At 65.7% G+C, this 15,734-nt stretch carries 12 protein-coding genes and 1 tRNA gene; 7 read left to right on the top strand and 6 right to left on the bottom strand.

Going from position 1 to position 15,734, the window contains the following annotated elements:
• Positions 1-31 precede the first annotated feature (31 nt).
• The 3 genes from GV044_RS01635 (at position 32) to GV044_RS01625 (ending at position 2,890) form a co-directional block, all read left to right on the top strand.
• Positions 32-931 carry a hypothetical protein gene (locus tag GV044_RS01635; RefSeq protein WP_159864561.1) on the top strand — a complete coding sequence of 300 codons (900 nt, stop codon included), beginning with the start codon at positions 32-34 and terminating at the stop codon, positions 929-931.
• A 72-nt stretch (positions 932-1,003) separates the two neighbouring features.
• The gene (locus tag GV044_RS01630) at positions 1,004-2,749 is read left to right on the top strand and encodes a DUF885 domain-containing protein (protein ID WP_159864558.1); all 1,746 of its coding nucleotides are present in this window, start codon (positions 1,004-1,006) and stop codon (positions 2,747-2,749) included.
• 65 nt (positions 2,750-2,814) lie between these two features.
• Positions 2,815-2,890: transfer RNA gene (locus GV044_RS01625), tRNA-Thr, on the top strand.
• Positions 2,891-3,005: 115 nt separating this feature from the next.
• Here GV044_RS01625 and GV044_RS01620 read toward each other — a convergent pair.
• From GV044_RS01620 to GV044_RS01610, 3 genes are all read right to left on the bottom strand, one after another.
• Complete coding sequence (locus tag GV044_RS01620) at positions 3,006-6,317, bottom strand: hypothetical protein (protein ID WP_159864555.1); 3,312 nt, start codon at positions 6,315-6,317, stop codon at positions 3,006-3,008.
• Between the two features lie 416 nt (positions 6,318-6,733).
• Positions 6,734-7,888 (bottom strand): glycosyltransferase family 1 protein, encoded by a 1,155-nt coding sequence (locus tag GV044_RS01615; RefSeq protein ID WP_159864552.1) that lies wholly within the window; start codon positions 7,886-7,888, stop codon positions 6,734-6,736.
• Between the two features lie 121 nt (positions 7,889-8,009).
• Positions 8,010-8,531: a hypothetical protein gene (locus GV044_RS01610; RefSeq protein WP_159864549.1), complete on the bottom strand. Its 522-nt coding sequence runs from the start codon at positions 8,529-8,531 to the stop codon at positions 8,010-8,012.
• 250 nt (positions 8,532-8,781) lie between these two features.
• On the opposite strand from GV044_RS01610, the gene GV044_RS01605 reads away from it, so the two are divergent.
• On the top strand, positions 8,782-9,624 hold the full coding sequence (locus tag GV044_RS01605; protein WP_159864546.1) for an outer membrane protein: 843 nt from the start codon (positions 8,782-8,784) through the stop codon (positions 9,622-9,624).
• A gap of 101 nt (positions 9,625-9,725) precedes the next feature.
• Here GV044_RS01605 and GV044_RS21770 read toward each other — a convergent pair whose 3' ends face one another.
• The gene (locus tag GV044_RS21770; protein WP_201298991.1) at positions 9,726-10,082 is read right to left on the bottom strand and encodes a hypothetical protein; all 357 of its coding nucleotides are present in this window, start codon (positions 10,080-10,082) and stop codon (positions 9,726-9,728) included.
• A gap of 308 nt (positions 10,083-10,390) precedes the next feature.
• Between GV044_RS21770 and GV044_RS01595 the strand changes: the two genes are divergently transcribed.
• A complete protein-coding gene (locus tag GV044_RS01595) occupies positions 10,391-10,969 on the top strand; it encodes a hemerythrin domain-containing protein (RefSeq protein ID WP_159864543.1) in 579 nt (192 codons plus the stop codon).
• Positions 10,970-11,206: 237 nt separating this feature from the next.
• Here the strand turns inward: GV044_RS01595 and typA are convergent, their stop codons facing one another.
• Positions 11,207-13,039, bottom strand: a complete 1,833-nt coding sequence (gene typA / locus GV044_RS01590) for a translational GTPase TypA (protein WP_159864539.1) — start codon at positions 13,037-13,039, stop codon at positions 11,207-11,209.
• Between the two features lie 194 nt (positions 13,040-13,233).
• Here typA and GV044_RS01585 point away from each other — a divergent pair, with 194 nt between their 5' ends.
• Both GV044_RS01585 and GV044_RS01580 read left to right on the top strand, forming a co-directional pair.
• Entirely contained in the window at positions 13,234-13,695 is a 462-nt protein-coding gene (locus GV044_RS01585; protein ID WP_159864536.1) for a DUF805 domain-containing protein, read from the top strand.
• 56 nt (positions 13,696-13,751) lie between these two features.
• Positions 13,752-14,414, top strand: coding sequence for an arylesterase (locus GV044_RS01580; RefSeq protein ID WP_236554599.1), 663 nt, complete (start codon positions 13,752-13,754; stop codon positions 14,412-14,414).
• Between the two features lie 205 nt (positions 14,415-14,619).
• On the opposite strand, the gene recF is transcribed toward GV044_RS01580, so the two are convergent.
• Positions 14,620-15,711 (bottom strand): DNA replication/repair protein RecF, encoded by a 1,092-nt coding sequence (gene recF / locus GV044_RS01575; protein WP_159864533.1) that lies wholly within the window; start codon positions 15,709-15,711, stop codon positions 14,620-14,622.
• Positions 15,712-15,734 lie beyond the last annotated feature (23 nt).

Below are 15,734 nucleotides of genomic sequence, written 5' to 3'. Positions count from 1 at the left end.
ACGGGAGGTCGGCTGGCGCAGTTGAAGGTTGATGCCGCCTAATCGCTTCTCCCACTTCCTCGCGATCGACTGGTCTGGTGCAGCCGGGGAGCGCCAGGCCGGCATCGCTCTCGGCCTATGCTCGGCCACCGGCGAAGCGCCGCAATTGTTAAGCCCACCCGACCACCGCCACTGGTCGCGCGCCGCCGTGCTCGACTACCTGCGCGACAGCCTCCCGCCCGACACCCTGGTTGGCATGGACCTGGGCGTATCACTCCCGCACGCCGACGCCGCCGCCTTCTTCCCGGGCTGGGCCGACAGCCCGCACGATGCGCATGCCCTATGGCGCCTTATCGACGAGACCTGCGCTTCAGACCCGCACCTTGCCGCGTCCAGCTTCGTCGACCACCCGCAGCTCAGCGCCTACTTTCGCCGCCACGGCGGGCGGGAGGGCGCGGCGTTCCACCTCGCCCAAGCGACACATCGCCGCGGCCGCTTCCGCCTGACCGAAACCGCGCAGGAGCGGGCAGGGTGCAAGCCATATAGCAACTTCAATCTCATCGGAGCGGCGCAAGTAGGCAAGTCGAGTCTCACCGGTATGCGCCTGCTGCACCAGCTGAACGGCCGCGTGTTCGTCTGGCCGGTCGATGGCCTTGAGCTGCCCGCCACCGGCTCCGTGATCGTCGAGATCTACACCACCATCGCCGCCCTGGCCGCAAGCCGCACCGCCGCACGCTCAAAGATCCGCGACGGCGCCTCACTCGATGCCGCGCTGACGCAACTCGGTTCGCCGCCGACCGGCCTAACCGGCGGCATCGACGACCACAGCTCGGACGCCTTGCTCACTTCCGCGTGGCTGAGACGGCATGCTGACGATCACACTCTCTGGCACCCTCCCGAACTCACTCGCGAAATCGCGCGCACCGAGGGGTGGACGTTCGGCGCGGCTTAGACCACACTCGCAGGCGGGAGGGGGTGTCCGCACACGTGGGCACCCCTTCGCGCGTTTACGAAGGGGCCGCCAATGAGAACCAGAACCATCCTGCTGACCGGCATCGCCTGCCTAACGCTCGGCGCTTGCACGACCGCGCAAGTGCCGCCGCCAAATGCCAGCGCCGAGGCACCGGTGGCGCCAGCTGCCAACCGGCTCGCGTGGAAGGACTTCGTGCAGGCGACGATCGACCGCTGGTTCGCGCTCGACCCCGCCACCGCGATCTACCAGGGCGATCACCGCTTCGACGGCAAGTTGCCCGACTGGAGCGATGCCGGCCTTGCCACCCGCGTGGCCTTCCTGCGCTCTGTGGTGACCGACGCCGGCGCCTACACCGGACTTTCGGCGCAGGACGCGATGGAGCGCGACAACCTGGTCGCTTACACTCGGCGTGAGCTGTTCTGGATCGCCGAGGCAGACCGGCCGCATCGCAACCCGGCTTGGTACATCGACGGCGGCCTGGACCCGAACGTTTACGTCAGCCGCGAGTACGCCGACAAGCCGACCCGCATGCGCGCGATGATCTCGTTCTTCAACGCGATCCCCGCGGCCGCCGCCAACATCCGCGCCAACTTGCGCACGCCGCTGCCCGCCAGTTTCATCAAGCACGGTATCTCCGGCTTCGGCGGTTTCGCCGAGTATTATCGCGGAGATGCGCGCACCGCATTCGCCGACGTCAAGGACCCCGCGCTACAGGCCGAGTTCAAGGCTTCTTCGGAGAAGGCCGGTCAGGCGATGGCGGACCTCGCCACCTGGCTCAAGGGCCAGCAGGCCACCGCCACGCAGGACTTCCCGCTCGGCGCGGACTTGTTCTCGCGCATGCTCAAGGAGACCGAACTGGTCGACTTGCCGCTCGACCAAGTGGAGGCGATCGGCCGCGCAGACCTCAAGCGCAACCAGGATGCACTGAAGCTCGCCTGCGCGAAGTACGCGCCCGGCAAGACCATCCCGCAGTGCTTCGACAAGCTGAACGCCGACAAGCCTGCGGACGGTCCGGTAGAGGCCGCGCGCAAGCAGATCCCCGAGCTCACCGCCTTCGTGCGTGCCAAGGACATCGTGACCATCCCCGGCACCGAACAGGCGCTCGTACGCGAAAGTCCGCCCTACAACAGACAGAACAGCGCCTACATCGATCCGCCGGGGCCGTACGAGAAGGGCATCCCGTCGATCTTCTACATCTCACCGCCCGACCCGGCGTGGTCGAAGCAGAAGCAGCTGGACTACATTCCGGGCAAGAACGACCTGCTGTTCACCAGCGTGCACGAGGTCATGCCGGGGCACTTCCTGCAGTTCCTGCACTCGAACCGCGCGCCTTCGTGGATCGCGCGCATCTTCGTGCCTTACGCTTACGCAGAGGGCTGGGCGCACTACGCTGAGGAGATGATGTGGGATGCCGGATACGGCAACGGCGATCCCGGCGTCCACGTCGGCCAGATCTCCAACGCGCTGCTGCGGGACTGCCGCTTCCTGTCTGCAATCGGCCTCCATGCCCGCGGCATGACCCAGGCGCAGTCTCAGGCGATGTTCCAGAACGAGTGCTATCAGGTCGAAGGCACCGCCGAGCAGCAGGCCGCGCGCGGCACCTACGATCCGGCCTACCTCAACTACACGCTGGGCAAGCTGATGATCCGCAAGCTGCGCGATGATTGGACCGCGACCCGCGGTGGCAAGGCGGCGTGGAAGCAGTTCCACGACACCTTCCTGGGCTTTGGCGGCGCGCCGATCCCGCTGATCCGCCAGACGATGATGAACGAACCGGAACCCCGCGCGGTTTTCTAACGCGCGCGTTTCCGGTCTGGACCGGTGCCCCATACCCGCTGTATGGGGCACCGCATCCACCAGCGGCCGGCTTAGCTCAGTTGGTAGAGCACCTGATTTGTAATCAGGGGGCCACGGGTTCGAATCCTGTAGCCGGCACCATGGACCTTGCGAGCACTGCTGCCTCGATCGGCATGGCGTTTCGCATGAGCCGCACAGGCGCATCCTCGGTGTCCTGGCGACGCGACGTTGCCTTTGCGCTGAGCACTTCACCCGGTCAGTGCAGCGCGTACGCACCGCCCTTGCAGGTATCGCCTCCGGAGAAACGCTCGCCGCTGTCGGGCTGAGCGACGCTTTCGATGTATTCGAGCCGGGCGGCAGCGATCTCGTTGTCTGAAGGTTCCTTGCGGAGGAGAGCCAGCAGCTGGAGCGCTCTCTCGCGGGACTGGTTCCAGTCCGGGGTGGTGACCGGATCGATCGGATCGGCTTTCGCCGCATCCTGCATCAGCGCGATCAGGCGATGCCGCGGAAACCCGTCGCCGAGCCCACCTGACAAGGCGACACGGAACAGGCGCTGCAATGCCGTGAAGCGATCGGCGCGCGCCAGGATGCGCGCGGCCGACGCGTTCCCATGCGCAAAGCTCAGCGTACGTTCGCTCAGGCCCGAGGCGATCGCCGGGAACTCCCAGGGCGTACCCGGAGCCATGTTCTCGCAGGCTTCGTCGTCGCACGGCGGCTGGCGCTCGAAGGCGACCTGGAGCATGAAGCGGAGCCGATTTGCGGAGGGGCCATAGCGTAAGCTGTCGAGCGAGAGCGGATAGGATGCCTCGCGCACTCCGCTCCAGACGGCGTATGGCTGCGAGGGATAGCGCAGCGGGTCGACCGGCGAACCGACGCAGGTCATGTACGCCTTATGGCCTTGGCCCAACTGCGAACGGCATTCGCCCATGCGCTTGACCAAGGCGCCGTCGAAGCGCTCCGGATCGTGCGCGAACAACGACATCTTGGGATCGGCGGCGTTCCAGCTGCTGGGGAATGCCTGGTTGACGGCTGTCTCGAACGGAACATCCAGGTTATCGAGCCTGTCGCGGTCGCCAGCGGCGCCGTTGTAGACGGCCAGTTGCGTCTCGGCCATCGTCGACCATTCCTCACGCGGCTCCCAGTCCGACGTCGCGGTATCGACGAAGCGGTCGAGCTCCATCATCTCGCAGCCGAGTTCGGAGTCGAGCAGCGCGGGATGGATGTGGACGCGCAACATGCCCAGCATCAGTGGTCCCGACGTCATCGTCACCGTGGTCGGCCGCTCATCTGCTGCATAGGCGAGCGCCTGCTGGACCATCTCGCCATCGAATTTGCCGATCGGCACGATGCGGCCGTTTTGGAGGAGGCTGATTGCGACATCGCGGCCTTGCGACTGCCAGACGATGTCCTGCACCTGCAACGGGGCGCCCTTTGTTGGTGTCGAGCCGATCAGCACTCCGCCGACTCGCACCGACCCCATCAGCCGCGCGAAGCTGCGCGAGGCGCCAGCGGAAGCTCGCTTCGCTCCCGAGCCTCCGAAATTGGCGAAATCCGCGATGTCGGCCAGGCCGGACACCGCATTCGACACCGTGGCCGGCATCTCCACGGAGTAGCTGAACACCTTCGACAGTGCCTTGCCGAGCGGCGACTCGTTCATCGCCTGGGCACGACCCGGAAACAGGTCCTCGTATGATCCGGCCGAGCCCTCGAGCGCCTGACGCAGCGCCGGCGCAGATCCTGACGCCGCCGATTGAAGGCGCACCACTGCCTGCTCGACGCGGACCGCAGCCTTCGGGTTGTCGGCCGCCTGCAGGCTGGGGTGCAGGTCGTTTGCGGTGGCGGCGATGCGCGTGACGCTGTCATCCGCTTGCGCCAGTCGCGCATGCACGGCCGGCGCCTCAGACCGCAGGAAGTAGGCAGGAACCCTGCGGCCGCTCCGCACGCCTTCGATAGCCTTGGCGTAGGGCTTGCCCGCTTCGATGTCGTTGAGGAAGTCGGTCAGTTTGGATTGGACCATGCGCGAGCTTGCGGTGTTCAAGCCATCCTCACCCGCGCCAAACGCCTTGTCCGCGAACAGGCCGGGGGCACCCGGATCGGGCAGCGCGGCCTTGATCGAATCCGACAGCACTTCGTCGACCACCGTGCTGAACATGTCGCCCAGCGTCGCCGGCTGCTGGAACAAGGCGACGCCAGCCAACAGCCGCTTCTTGAACCGCGGCGAAGCATCGGCCTTGGCGCGCAGCCACTGCTCCAGCCGGTCGACCACCGCATCCTGGCGCGGCGCCGAGGCCTCTCGAGCGACGTGCTCGCGGAAGGCGCCGTAGCGCTGGCGCGCCTCCGGCGGCATGGCATCGAAGTCGCCGAAGCCCACTCCGCGCAGGGCGACAGCGCGCTCGGACGAGTTGGCGGAGAACTCGCGCAGCAAGGCGTCGCGGATCGCCACTTCCTCAACAACGCGATCGGCATCGCGCAATGCGGCAGGGGCGTTGCCAAGATCCGGCTGGGCGTGCGCAAGCGAGGAGCGGAAGTCGGACGATCCGGCAAGCGAATGCGCGAACTGCTGCGCCGCGACGCGATAGGGCGATACAGCGCCCGGAGCAGCGTCGGGCTCTTCCTGCTCGTCTTGTTGAGGTGCGGGAGGCTTTGATGCAGCAACGCGGGCGATCTGCTTAAGGCTTTCCTGCGCCAGCGCTTGCGTGCGGTAAACCTGCAGGTCGTTGATCGAGCCGAGTGTGGGGATGATCCCGCTAGCGGCGAGGACGGGCGCGCTGACGCCGACGACGAGCAGGCAGGCAGCGGATGTGCCCACTCGCTTGAGCAACTTGCCGGTGCCGCCCAGCGTTGATTGCATGCCCTTGCTGAACAGGCCCAGGCGCAGGCGAGCCCAGATGCCCGGACCCGGCTCAGCCTCGTCGATCGGCACGGACGACAAGTCGATACGGCGATCGACGTCCATGTAGGTGTACTGCGTCACCAGTTGGTCGCGCATGGTTTCAAGCTGCTTCAGCTTGGCGGACGCTTCCGGCCCCCCGGCATCCTGAAGTTGCGCCATCAATGCATCGACCGTGGCGATATTGCCGGCGACAACATCCATGTCCGAAGAGGGTGGCAGATCCTCGAACTGCGCATCGTCGGCGAACAGCGCGTCGATCTGGCGGTGCCGTTCGGCTTCGAGTGCCGCGGTGATGCCGCCCTTGCGCATGCGCCAGGCTGCCCAGAACAGGGCGGCGAGCGCGATCCACAACACAAGGCCGCCCAGGAAGTCACGCATGGGCGAGATGACGTCGTTCAGCGTCGAAACGGCGTGGTAGGTCCACTGCAGCAGCGTGCCGCCGAATGCCGGCGAGACGAGCGTGACCACACTCAGGATCACGAACGCGGCTACGAACACGATCAGCGCGATCTTGAGGAAATCCCGGAGTGTCTCGAGCGCTGCGATGGTGCCGGCTTTCGCGTATTTCTTGCCATTGCTCATCGCCAGCCAGTTCCGCTCGATCGCGGGTATCAGCAAGACGTGAATGACGGCATAGATCGCGCCAAGTATCGCGATGGCAAGCCAAAGCTTCATGAGCACTTCCCCCCGGAGTGATCTGATTCGCAGCAGTGCACAACGGTATCACTAATTGTCGCGGCGGCAACGCGCTTCTAGGCGCGAAATGGATCAAACGGCTGTCTTTGCTTTACCGTGACCTTGTTGCGGGCATGTAAAACGTGAAATTACAACGACCCACTTCAAGAAACCATGACGGCCGAGTGCTCTTGGTTGAACGCGGCCTTGGCTGGACCGAGCCGAGCGGGCGCCTCGCCTCGGTCCGAAGCAACAACCTTGCCGTACCGAGTAGTTCACCGACTATGTGCCGGATGTGCGGCGACAGCGTCAAAGATGCGCCCAAGCGCGAGGTGGGGGTAGGCGTGAACTAAAGGTTCTGAGTCAGGGCGTTGGGTTGAGCCCGAAGATCATGGAAGAGGGTGGGGCCGGCGGCCTTAACCGCGCCCAGGCTTGCGGCGGACCAGACGCAGGTAGGTATCGGCGACGGCCTGGTTGATCCGGTCCCAGCTGAAGTCCAGCGCGCGGCGCTCGCCGGCAGCGCCATGGCGGGCACGCAGCTCGGCGTTCTCGACATAGCCGCGCAGTGCCTCGGCGAACTGGTGCACTGCGCCGGGCCGGATGAGGCGGCCCGAGACGTGGTCCTCGACCAGGCTCTCGCTCCCGGTCGCGGCCGCGGCGACGACGGGCAGGGCGCACGCCATCGCCTCTAAAGTGACGTTGCCGAACGTCTCGGTGACAGAGGGGTTGAACAGCACGTCCATGCTGGCGACGGCGCGGCCGAGGTCAGCGCCCGCCTGGAAGCCAACGAACGCGGCGCCCGGCAACCGGCTCTCGAACCACTCGCGCGCAGGGCCTTCGCCGATCACCAGCACTTTGTGCGGCACGCCGCGCCGACGAAGGGCGTCGATGGTGTCCGAGAAGACGTCGAGGCCCTTCTCCATGACCAGGCGCCCCAGGAAGCCGATCGCAATCTCGTCGTCGCCGATGCCGAGCGAGCGCCGCCACTCGAGCGAGCGCACGTCGGGATTGAACACCTCGCGGTCGACACCGCGCGACCAGATCGTGATGTCGTAGTTCATCCGCTGCTCGCGCAGCACTTGCGCCATGCTTTCGGACGGGGCGACAAGGGCGTCGCAGCGGCGATAGAAGCGACGCAGGAACGCCTCCATCAGTGGCTCTGCCCAAGCCATGTTGTAATACCGAAAATAGGTCTCGAACCGCGTGTGCACCGAGGCGAGCACGGGCAGCTCATGCTTGCGTGCCCAGCTCACTGCCTCGTGGCTGACCGGGTCGGGCGAGGAGACGTGCACCACATTGGGCGCGAAGTCCCTGAGGTCCTTGCGCACCTTGCGCGGCAGCCACAGCGGCATGCGGTATTCACCCCGGCCCGGGATGGGCAGCGCCCGTACGCCGACCAGATCGCCGGTCGGCTCGAACGCGGGGTTCGCAACTGTCGGCGAGTAGATCCGCACCGCCGCGCCTTGGTCGAGCAGGTAGCCCGCAAGGCGATTAAGTGCCTGGTTCGCTCCGTCCCGAACATAATTGTAATTGCCCGAAAACAGGGCGATGCGCAGGTCGGCAGTGTCCATGGTCGGCTGCCCATAGCCTTGCGCGTTGCGCTTGGCGAGGCTGCGATTTACGACAGAGCCAGCCAGGCAGGAACGGCGAGTTGAGGAGGGGGCTCAGGCGCGTGCCCGAGCCCCGCCATTCCTATCGACGCCAGTCGCCGTGACCGCCGCGGTCCCAACCGCGCCCGTCCCGATCACGGCCATCCCAGCCACGACGGTCTCCGCGCCAGTCGCCCCGGCGATCCCAGTCGCGATTGCCGTACCCGCGACGGTCCCAGTTGCCCCGACCATAGCCACGGTCCCAGCGGTTGCCGTAGTAGCCATTACCATACCCGTACCCGTAATAGCCTTGGCGGCCGAAGTAGCGGTCCTGATAATAGCGACGTGGGGCATTGTCGTAGTAGTAGTAATATCCAGGACGACCGCGCACGGTCACGTACCGCCGGCTGTCATAGTAGCGCCGGTCGTAGTACCGGCCATCGCCACGGTCCGCGATTGCGGCGCCAACGGCCAAGCCGATGATGCCGGCACCAATGGCGATGGCGGCATCGTCTCCGCCGCCTCGACGGCCCCAGCGGTCACGTGCCTCGGCACTCTGCACGAAGCCAAGCGAAGTCGCAGCCAGCGCCGCCGTCACGCCCAAAGTCTTGAAAAACGTCTTCATTGGTACTCCCTTCCGGAGCCTGCCAAGTACGGCGGAATCGGCGGGCGCCTCGATACATTCGAGATGATCCATTCAGCAGGTTGGCGCTGAACCACGTCTTAACCCTGATAGCGGGCCTGCCAGAGCGAACGTGGCGCGGATGTCACAGGTTCCTCAAAATGCCCTTTGGGGCGGCAACTTGCCTGCATTCCGCGACTTTATGCGGGCGAGGGAAGGTTCACATCCGTTAAGTTTACATAGGAACGACAACATGCACGCACGTTCGACAATGACGGCCATCGCATTCGGGCTGGCCGCCCTCGCTGCTGTCCCGGCCATGGCCCAGGATCGCGATGCCCACTTCGATGGCCCCTATATCGGCGGCTTCGTCGGCACCGCGGCGAACGGCAACTACAATGGCCGGGGTCTGGTGTTCGATAACGATGGCGATGGCCGCTATGACGATACCGTCACCACCGCCGCCGGCGCCAACGCCTTCTCGCCCGGGTTCTGCAACGGCCGTGCGAACTCGGCGCGCGCCGCCGACGGGTGCCGCGGAGACAAGGACGGCCTCGAGTACGGCGGGCGCATCGGCTACGATCGCCGCATGAACAACTTCGTTCTGGGCGGCCTGATCGAAGGCAGCAAGAACGAGTCGATCGACCGCGCCACGGGCTTCAGCACTACGCCCGCGAGCTACACGGTCGAGCGCAAGCTGGACTACAGCGTCGCTGCCCGCCTGCGCGCCGGCTACACGCCTGGCGGCGGAGCGCTGTTCTACGTCACCGGTGGTGCCAGCCTGGCGAAGATCAACCACCGCTTCCTCACCACCAACGGCTTGAACTCGTTCGACGAGAACCGCGATGGCAAGACCCGCTTCGGCTGGCAGGCCGGCGGCGGCGGCGAGATCATGGTGACCAACAACGTCAGTCTGGGTGTCGAGTACCTGTACAACCGCTACAAGGACAACAAGTACAACGTGTCCGTGGGCCGGGGTACCGCGCCGGCAAACAACCCGTTCCTGATCGGCGGCGCCGGTGGCACCAACATCAAGGTCGCGGACAAGGATTTCGACTACCACTCGCTGCGCGCGACGGTCGGTTTCCACTTCTAAGTTCCGGCACCAGCACGAAAAAGGCGCCCGGCTCTTACGAACCGGGCGCCAGTTTTGCCGATCAGACGTGCAAGGGGTAGCCGCCTGACGGCTTGACGAACTCAGTACCCGCGGCGACCGTAGTAGCGATCGTCATAGCGACTGCGGTTGTTCCAGTCGCGCGAGTCATAGCGGCGCGAGCGGTCATAGTAGCGGTCGTTGCGATAGTACGACCGGTTGTCACGATAGTAGCCGTCGCCATTGCGATAGTAGCGGCGGTCGTAATAGCGATCGTTGTGGTTGCTCGAGGCTGCAATCGCGCCGACGGCAAGGCCGATGATACCGGCGCCGATCGCCACTGCCGCTGTGTTGTCCCCGCGATCGCGATAGTAGTCGCGGGCCATGGCAGGCGACGCGGTTGAGACGATGGCACTGGCGGCGAGGGTCGAAGCAAGGACGCCCTTGTGGATGATGTTCATGTCCAATCTCCTGAGCCGACGGAGGCGGAGCCAAACTCTGGCGGTGCGCACGTCGGTTCGTTGATGTTGTTCTAGCGGACGTAAACTGAACTGCTGCGGGACGGACGCTGCAGCGATTGTTCAGCTTTGTCGCCTCGGCTATGAACAACCTGGCGTGATCCTTCCTGAGACCCGTCTTCACCAGGCACTTTGAAGCTTATGCCGGTCAGTCAGAACGGTGCGCATGTGCGTTCATCCGCAGAGCGGTGCGGAACGGGCAGAGCTTGGCAGGCGCTTAGTAAGGGACTGCAAAACACGGAGTTACGCCGATGTCCCTTCTCGATAAGATTGCCGCCGCCGTCACACCGATGGCCTCGCAGGAAGACCGTGCCGAGGCTCGCCGCAAGGCCGAGCAATTGTCTCAGGGCGATGACTGGCTCGGCCAGATCCTCGACCACCACCGCCAGATCGAATCCGCTTTCGGCCAGGCGCTTAACGCCGCCGGGGCCGGGGAGCGCCGCGCCGCCGCTACCGAGTTGGGCGGCATCCTGATGGCCCATGCCAATGCCGAAGAGGCGGTGATCTACCCCTCTCTCGTCGAGGGCAGCAGCAAGGCGCGCGCGACCATGGCATACGAGGAGCAAGCTGCCGCCAAGATCAACATGGCGATCCTCGAAAACCTCGACCCGATGAGCCAGGAGTGGCGGGACAAGCTGGAGCACATCCAGGGCGCAGTGCTGCAGCACGTCTACCAGGAAGAGAGCAGCTGGTTCCCCGACGTGATCCAGAACGTGCCGCTGGAAAAGCAGCAAGCCATGACGAAGCGCTACGCCGAGGAGTTCGGCCGCTACGATCGCGGCAGCAGCGGCGGCGGCAACCAGCCGGCACACCTATCCGAAATTGCCTGACATGGAGTTTGGGGCGGCCAAGGAGGTCGCCCCTCGATCTCACCGTCTGTTCGTCATCCCCGCGCAGGCGGGGATTGATTCCGTGACTTAGCCCAACTCGCCGGGGTTCAGCCAAACGGCACCTCGCGATCCCAACAAGAAAGCGCCAGCAGTGGGTTTAACCCCGCCGCTGGCGCTTTCTGTTAGCCCCGGAGATCGATCCCCGCCTGTGCGGGGATGAGGAAGCGTGGTTGAGGCTTACGCAGCGTCCTTCTTGCGGCTGGCCTTCTTGCGCTCGTTGGGATCGAGAATCGCCTTGCGCAGGCGGATCGACTTCGGCGTGACTTCGACCATCTCGTCGTCGTCGATGTAGGCGATCGCCTGCTCCAGCGTCATCACGCGCGGCGGCGTCAGGCGGATGGCGTCGTCCTTGCCGGTCGAACGGAAGTTCGTCAGCTGCTTGGACTTCATCGGGTTCACTTCAAGATCGTCGGGCTTGGCGTTTTCACCGATGATCATGCCTTCGTAGAGCGGCTCGCCGACGCCGACGAACAACACGCCACGCTCTTCCAAGGGGCCGAGCGCATAGGCGTTCGCTTCGCCGGCGCCGTTGGAGATCAGGACGCCGTTCTTGCGCCCCGGAATCGGACCCTTGTGCGCGTCGTACTTCTCGAACAGGCGGTTCATGATGCCGGTGCCGCGGGTGTCCGACAGGAACTCGCCGTGGTAGCCGATCAGGCCGCGCGAGGGTGCCGAGAAGGTTATGCGGGTCTTGCCGCCACCGCTCGGACGCATGTCGGTCATCTCACCCTTGCGGATGTTCATCTTCTCGACGACCGTGCCCGAGTACTCGTCGTCCACGTCGATCACCACGGTCTCGTACGGCTCGGTCTTCTTGCCGTTCGCGTCTTCACCGAACAGCACGCGCGGGCGGCTGATGCCCAGCTCGAAGCCTTCGCGGCGCATCGTCTCGATGACGACGCCCAGCTGAAGCTCGCCACGGCCGGCGACTTCGAAGCTGTCCTTGTCGGCGCTTTCGGTGACGCGAATGGCGACGTTGGTCTCGGCTTCGCGCGCGAGGCGGTCGCGGATCATGCGGCTGGTCACCTTGCTGCCTTCACGGCCCGCCATCGGCGAATCGTTGACGGCAAAGCGCATCGACAGCGTCGGCGGATCGATCGGCTGCGCGTGGAGCGGATCGGTTACGCTCGGATCGGCGATCGTGTTCGACACCGTGGCGGTGGTCAGGCCCGCGATCGAGATGATGTCGCCGGCCTTGGCTTCCTCGACGGGGATGCGATCCAGGCCGTGGAAGGCGAGCAGCTTGGAGGCGCGGCCGGTCTCAACGACGTTGCCGTCGTTGTCGAGGGCGCGGATCTGGTCGTTCAGCTTGATGCGGCCCGACTGGACCTTGCCGGTCAGGATGCGGCCGAGGAAGTTGTCGCGATCGAGCAGCGTCACCAGGAACTTGAACGGGCCATCGACGTCGGCCTCAGGCGCCGGAACGTGCTCGACGATCTTTTCAAACAGGGGCGTCAGCGTGCCTTCGCGCGCGTCGGGATCGGTGCTGGCATAGCCGTTGCGGCCCGAAGCGTAGAGCGTCGGGAAGTCCAGCTGCTCGTCATTGGCATCAAGGCTGACGAACAGGTCGAATACCTCGTCTAGCACTTCGGCGTGGCGGCCGTCGGGACGGTCGATCTTGTTGACCACGACAATCGGCTTCAAGCCCAGGCCCAGCGCCTTGCCGGTGACGAACTTGGTCTGCGGCATCGCGCCTTCCGAGCTATCGACGAGCAGGATCACGCCGTCGACCATCGAGAGGATGCGCTCCACTTCGGCACCGAAGTCGGCGTGGCCGGGGGTGTCGACGATGTTGATGCGATAGCCATTCCACTCGATCGAGGTCGGCTTCGCGAGAATCGTGATCCCGCGCTCCTTTTCGAGATCGTTCGAATCCATCGCGCGTTCTTCGACGCGCTGGTTGTCGCGGAAGGTGCCGGACTGGCGGAAAAGCTGGTCGACGAGCGTGGTCTTGCCATGGTCGACGTGCGCGATGATCGCGATATTGCGCAGCGGAAGCGGGGCTGACATGATAGGCCTGTAAGTTCGAGGATCGGGTAGGTCGTTAACGAGGGGGCGGCGCTTCGCTGCACCGCACAATCCGCGCGCCCTTACTCGAAGTGTCCGCGCGGGGCAAGCGCGGGTGCGGACGAACGCGACGGGCACTCCCGACCGGTTTGTGCATTGCAGCCGTGCCGTGACGGCAAAGAACAGGGAGATTGGGTATGCTGGAGTACATGTTCCTGCCGTTTCGGCGCTATGCTGATTTGAACGGCAGGTCGCGCCGGATGGAGTTCTGGGCTTTCGGACTGTTCAACCTTATTGTCTATGCGGTGATCGGCGGGATCATGATCGGAACCGGCGTGTCGCTATCCGCGCTGCAGAATGGGGGTTCCGATCCGGTCGGCCTCATCGGTTCGCTGTTCTTCGGAGGCGCCGGCCTGCTGCTCCTGCTCTACTGGCTCGCAACGCTCATCCCGACGCTGGCAGTGACGGTGCGCCGGCTGCACGATCGCGACATGAGCGGGTGGTGGTATCTGGGCGTGGTCGTGCTCTCGTTCATCCCGCTGGTCGGCTCGCTTGTGGGCATCGCCTTCCTGGTGCTCATGCTGCTGCCTGGAACGGCAGGACCCAATCGCTTCGGATCCGATCCGAAGGATCCCGCCAGCTCCCAGGTCTTCGCCTGACACACGCGTCCGGTGCAATCGGCCGGATCGCTGTAGCGCTCGTCATCGCCTGCACGGTGGCAGCGTGCGGCAGCGGCAAGGAGCCCGCGCCGCAGAACACCGCCGACCCGCTCGAGCAGCCAGTGCCGATCCCGGTGATGGGGCCCGAGCGACCGATCCTGGCGTTCGGAGACTCGTTGCTGGCGGGCTACGGGCTGCACGAGGGCGAAAGCTATCCGGCCAAGCTGGAGGCGGCGCTGCGCGCGCGCGGCGTCAACGCACGGATCGCCAATGCGGGCGTTTCGGGCGAGACTACTCAGCAAGGCTTGCGACGGCTGGAGCGCACGCTCGATGCGCAGCCGGTCCGCCCCGATCTGGTGATCGTCAGCCTGGGCGGTAACGACATGCTGCAAGGCCGCGCCCCCGCCGAGACGCGCGCGAACCTGGATGCGATTCTGGCCGCGTTGCAGCGGCGAAAGGTGCGGGTCGTGCTCCTCGGCATGCTCGCCGCGCCCGCGCTGAGCGCCGACTATGCGCGTGACTTCAACCCGATCTATCCCAGCCTGGCGCACAAGTACGGCGCCACGCTCGTCCCCTTCTTCCTGCAGCCGCTGCAGGGCAAGCCGGACCTGGTGCAGCCCGACCGCGCGCATCCGACTGCGCTAGGGATCGAGGAGATGGTGGCTGCCACTGTCGACGATGTGGCAGAGGCGCTGCCGAGACGGGAACTTCGGCGCTGAGGAGACTTGCCCTGTCCCCGAACGGGGAGAGGATACGAAGGCTTGCCAGCTTGCTGGCTAGCCGGAGTTGGAGAGGGGTCTCTGCCCTCTCGACCATCGGAAACCCCTCTCCAAGCTGCGCTAGCCGCTATCGCGGCAAGCTTCGCTACCTCTCCCCTCAAGGGGAGAGGGTGAAAGGGAAGGGGTGTCGATCACGCCCAACCGCTCAATCCCGCCGCACCACCTTGCCGCCTTCGACGTGCCACACCGAAGTCTCGCGCAGGATCGCGGAGAAAGGCTGCGTCTCGGTGCCGGTGAGCCATACTTGCGCCGCTCCCGCGCGCAGGCGCTCGAACAGCGCTTCACGGCGCAGCGGATCGAGGTGCGCCGCGACTTCGTCCAGCAACAGCAGCCGAGGCCGCCGCTCGCCCGCACTTTCCAGCAGTTGCGAGTGAGCCAGCACGATCGCGATCAGCATCGCCTTCTGCTCGCCCGTGGAGCATTCGGCCGCCATCTGGTTCTTGGCTGCCAGGCGTACCTCCAGCTCGTCGCGATGCGGGCCGGTGAGTGTCCGTTGCGCCGCGCGGTCGCGAGCACGACCCTCTCGCAAGGCCGCGGCGAGAGCGCCGGGCTCGTCAGGCCCGCCGGCGCGGTAGGTAAGCGAAGGCCGAGCGAATGGCGACGCCGGCAATTGCGCGAGCAGATCGTCCAGCGCCTCCACCGTCTCGCGCCGGCCTTGCGCCACGGCGGCGCCGGCCTCCGCCAGTTGCTTCTCGATGGCGTCGAGCCAGCGGGGATCCGGCGCCCGCTCGTCGGACAGCATGTTGTTGCGTTCGCGCAGGGCGCTCTCCAGCCGCGTCGCGTGACCGGCATGTCCGGGGCGCAGGGCCAGTACCAGCCGGTCGAGGAAGCGCCGACGACCGCCGGCACTCTCGGAGAACAGCCGGTCCATCGCGGGTGTCAGCCACCCGATCGAGAGCCATTCCGCCAGCCGCACCGCCGGCGCCTCAGCTCCGTTCACTTGCACCAGCCGCCGTCCGGGGCGCTCGGCCGGCACGCCCGTACCGAGCCGCACCGGCTCGCCTCGCGAGGCCAGGTCGGCGCTGACAGCGAAGCCGCCGCGGCCATCTTGCGCGGGCATGTCGGCCAAGCTCGCACGGCGCAGGCCCCGGCCCGGAGCGAACAGGGAGATCGCCTCCAGCACATTGGTCTTGCCGGCGCCATTCTCGCCGACCAGCAGGTTGAACTGTGCGGTGCCCTCCACCTGCGTGTCGCGGTGGTTTCGGAAATCGGTCAGCAGGATGCGGTCGAGCGCCATCGTGGCGCCCGCCTACCTGTGCG

The organism is Novosphingobium sp. 9U (genome assembly GCF_902506425.1).
Classification (GTDB): domain Bacteria; phylum Pseudomonadota; class Alphaproteobacteria; order Sphingomonadales; family Sphingomonadaceae; genus Novosphingobium.
Note: the sequence above shows the minus strand (reverse complement) of the source record. Positions and strands in the feature narration are given on the sequence as shown.

Coding starts and splice junctions, on each gene's coding strand:
- typA (WP_159864539.1), bottom strand. CDS start 13,039: ATGTCAGCCCCGCTTCCGCTGCGCAATATCGCGATCATCGCGCACGTC.
- GV044_RS01635 (WP_159864561.1), top strand. CDS start 32: ATGCCGCCTAATCGCTTCTCCCACTTCCTCGCGATCGACTGGTCTGGT.
- GV044_RS01615 (WP_159864552.1), bottom strand. CDS start 7,888: ATGGACACTGCCGACCTGCGCATCGCCCTGTTTTCGGGCAATTACAAT.
- GV044_RS01610 (WP_159864549.1), bottom strand. CDS start 8,531: ATGAAGACGTTTTTCAAGACTTTGGGCGTGACGGCGGCGCTGGCTGCG.
- GV044_RS01595 (WP_159864543.1), top strand. CDS start 10,391: ATGTCCCTTCTCGATAAGATTGCCGCCGCCGTCACACCGATGGCCTCG.
- GV044_RS01585 (WP_159864536.1), top strand. CDS start 13,234: ATGCTGGAGTACATGTTCCTGCCGTTTCGGCGCTATGCTGATTTGAAC.
- GV044_RS21770 (WP_201298991.1), bottom strand. CDS start 10,082: ATGAACATCATCCACAAGGGCGTCCTTGCTTCGACCCTCGCCGCCAGT.
- GV044_RS01605 (WP_159864546.1), top strand. CDS start 8,782: ATGCACGCACGTTCGACAATGACGGCCATCGCATTCGGGCTGGCCGCC.
- GV044_RS01630 (WP_159864558.1), top strand. CDS start 1,004: ATGAGAACCAGAACCATCCTGCTGACCGGCATCGCCTGCCTAACGCTC.
- GV044_RS01620 (WP_159864555.1), bottom strand. CDS start 6,317: ATGAAGCTTTGGCTTGCCATCGCGATACTTGGCGCGATCTATGCCGTC.
- recF (WP_159864533.1), bottom strand. CDS start 15,711: ATGGCGCTCGACCGCATCCTGCTGACCGATTTCCGAAACCACCGCGAC.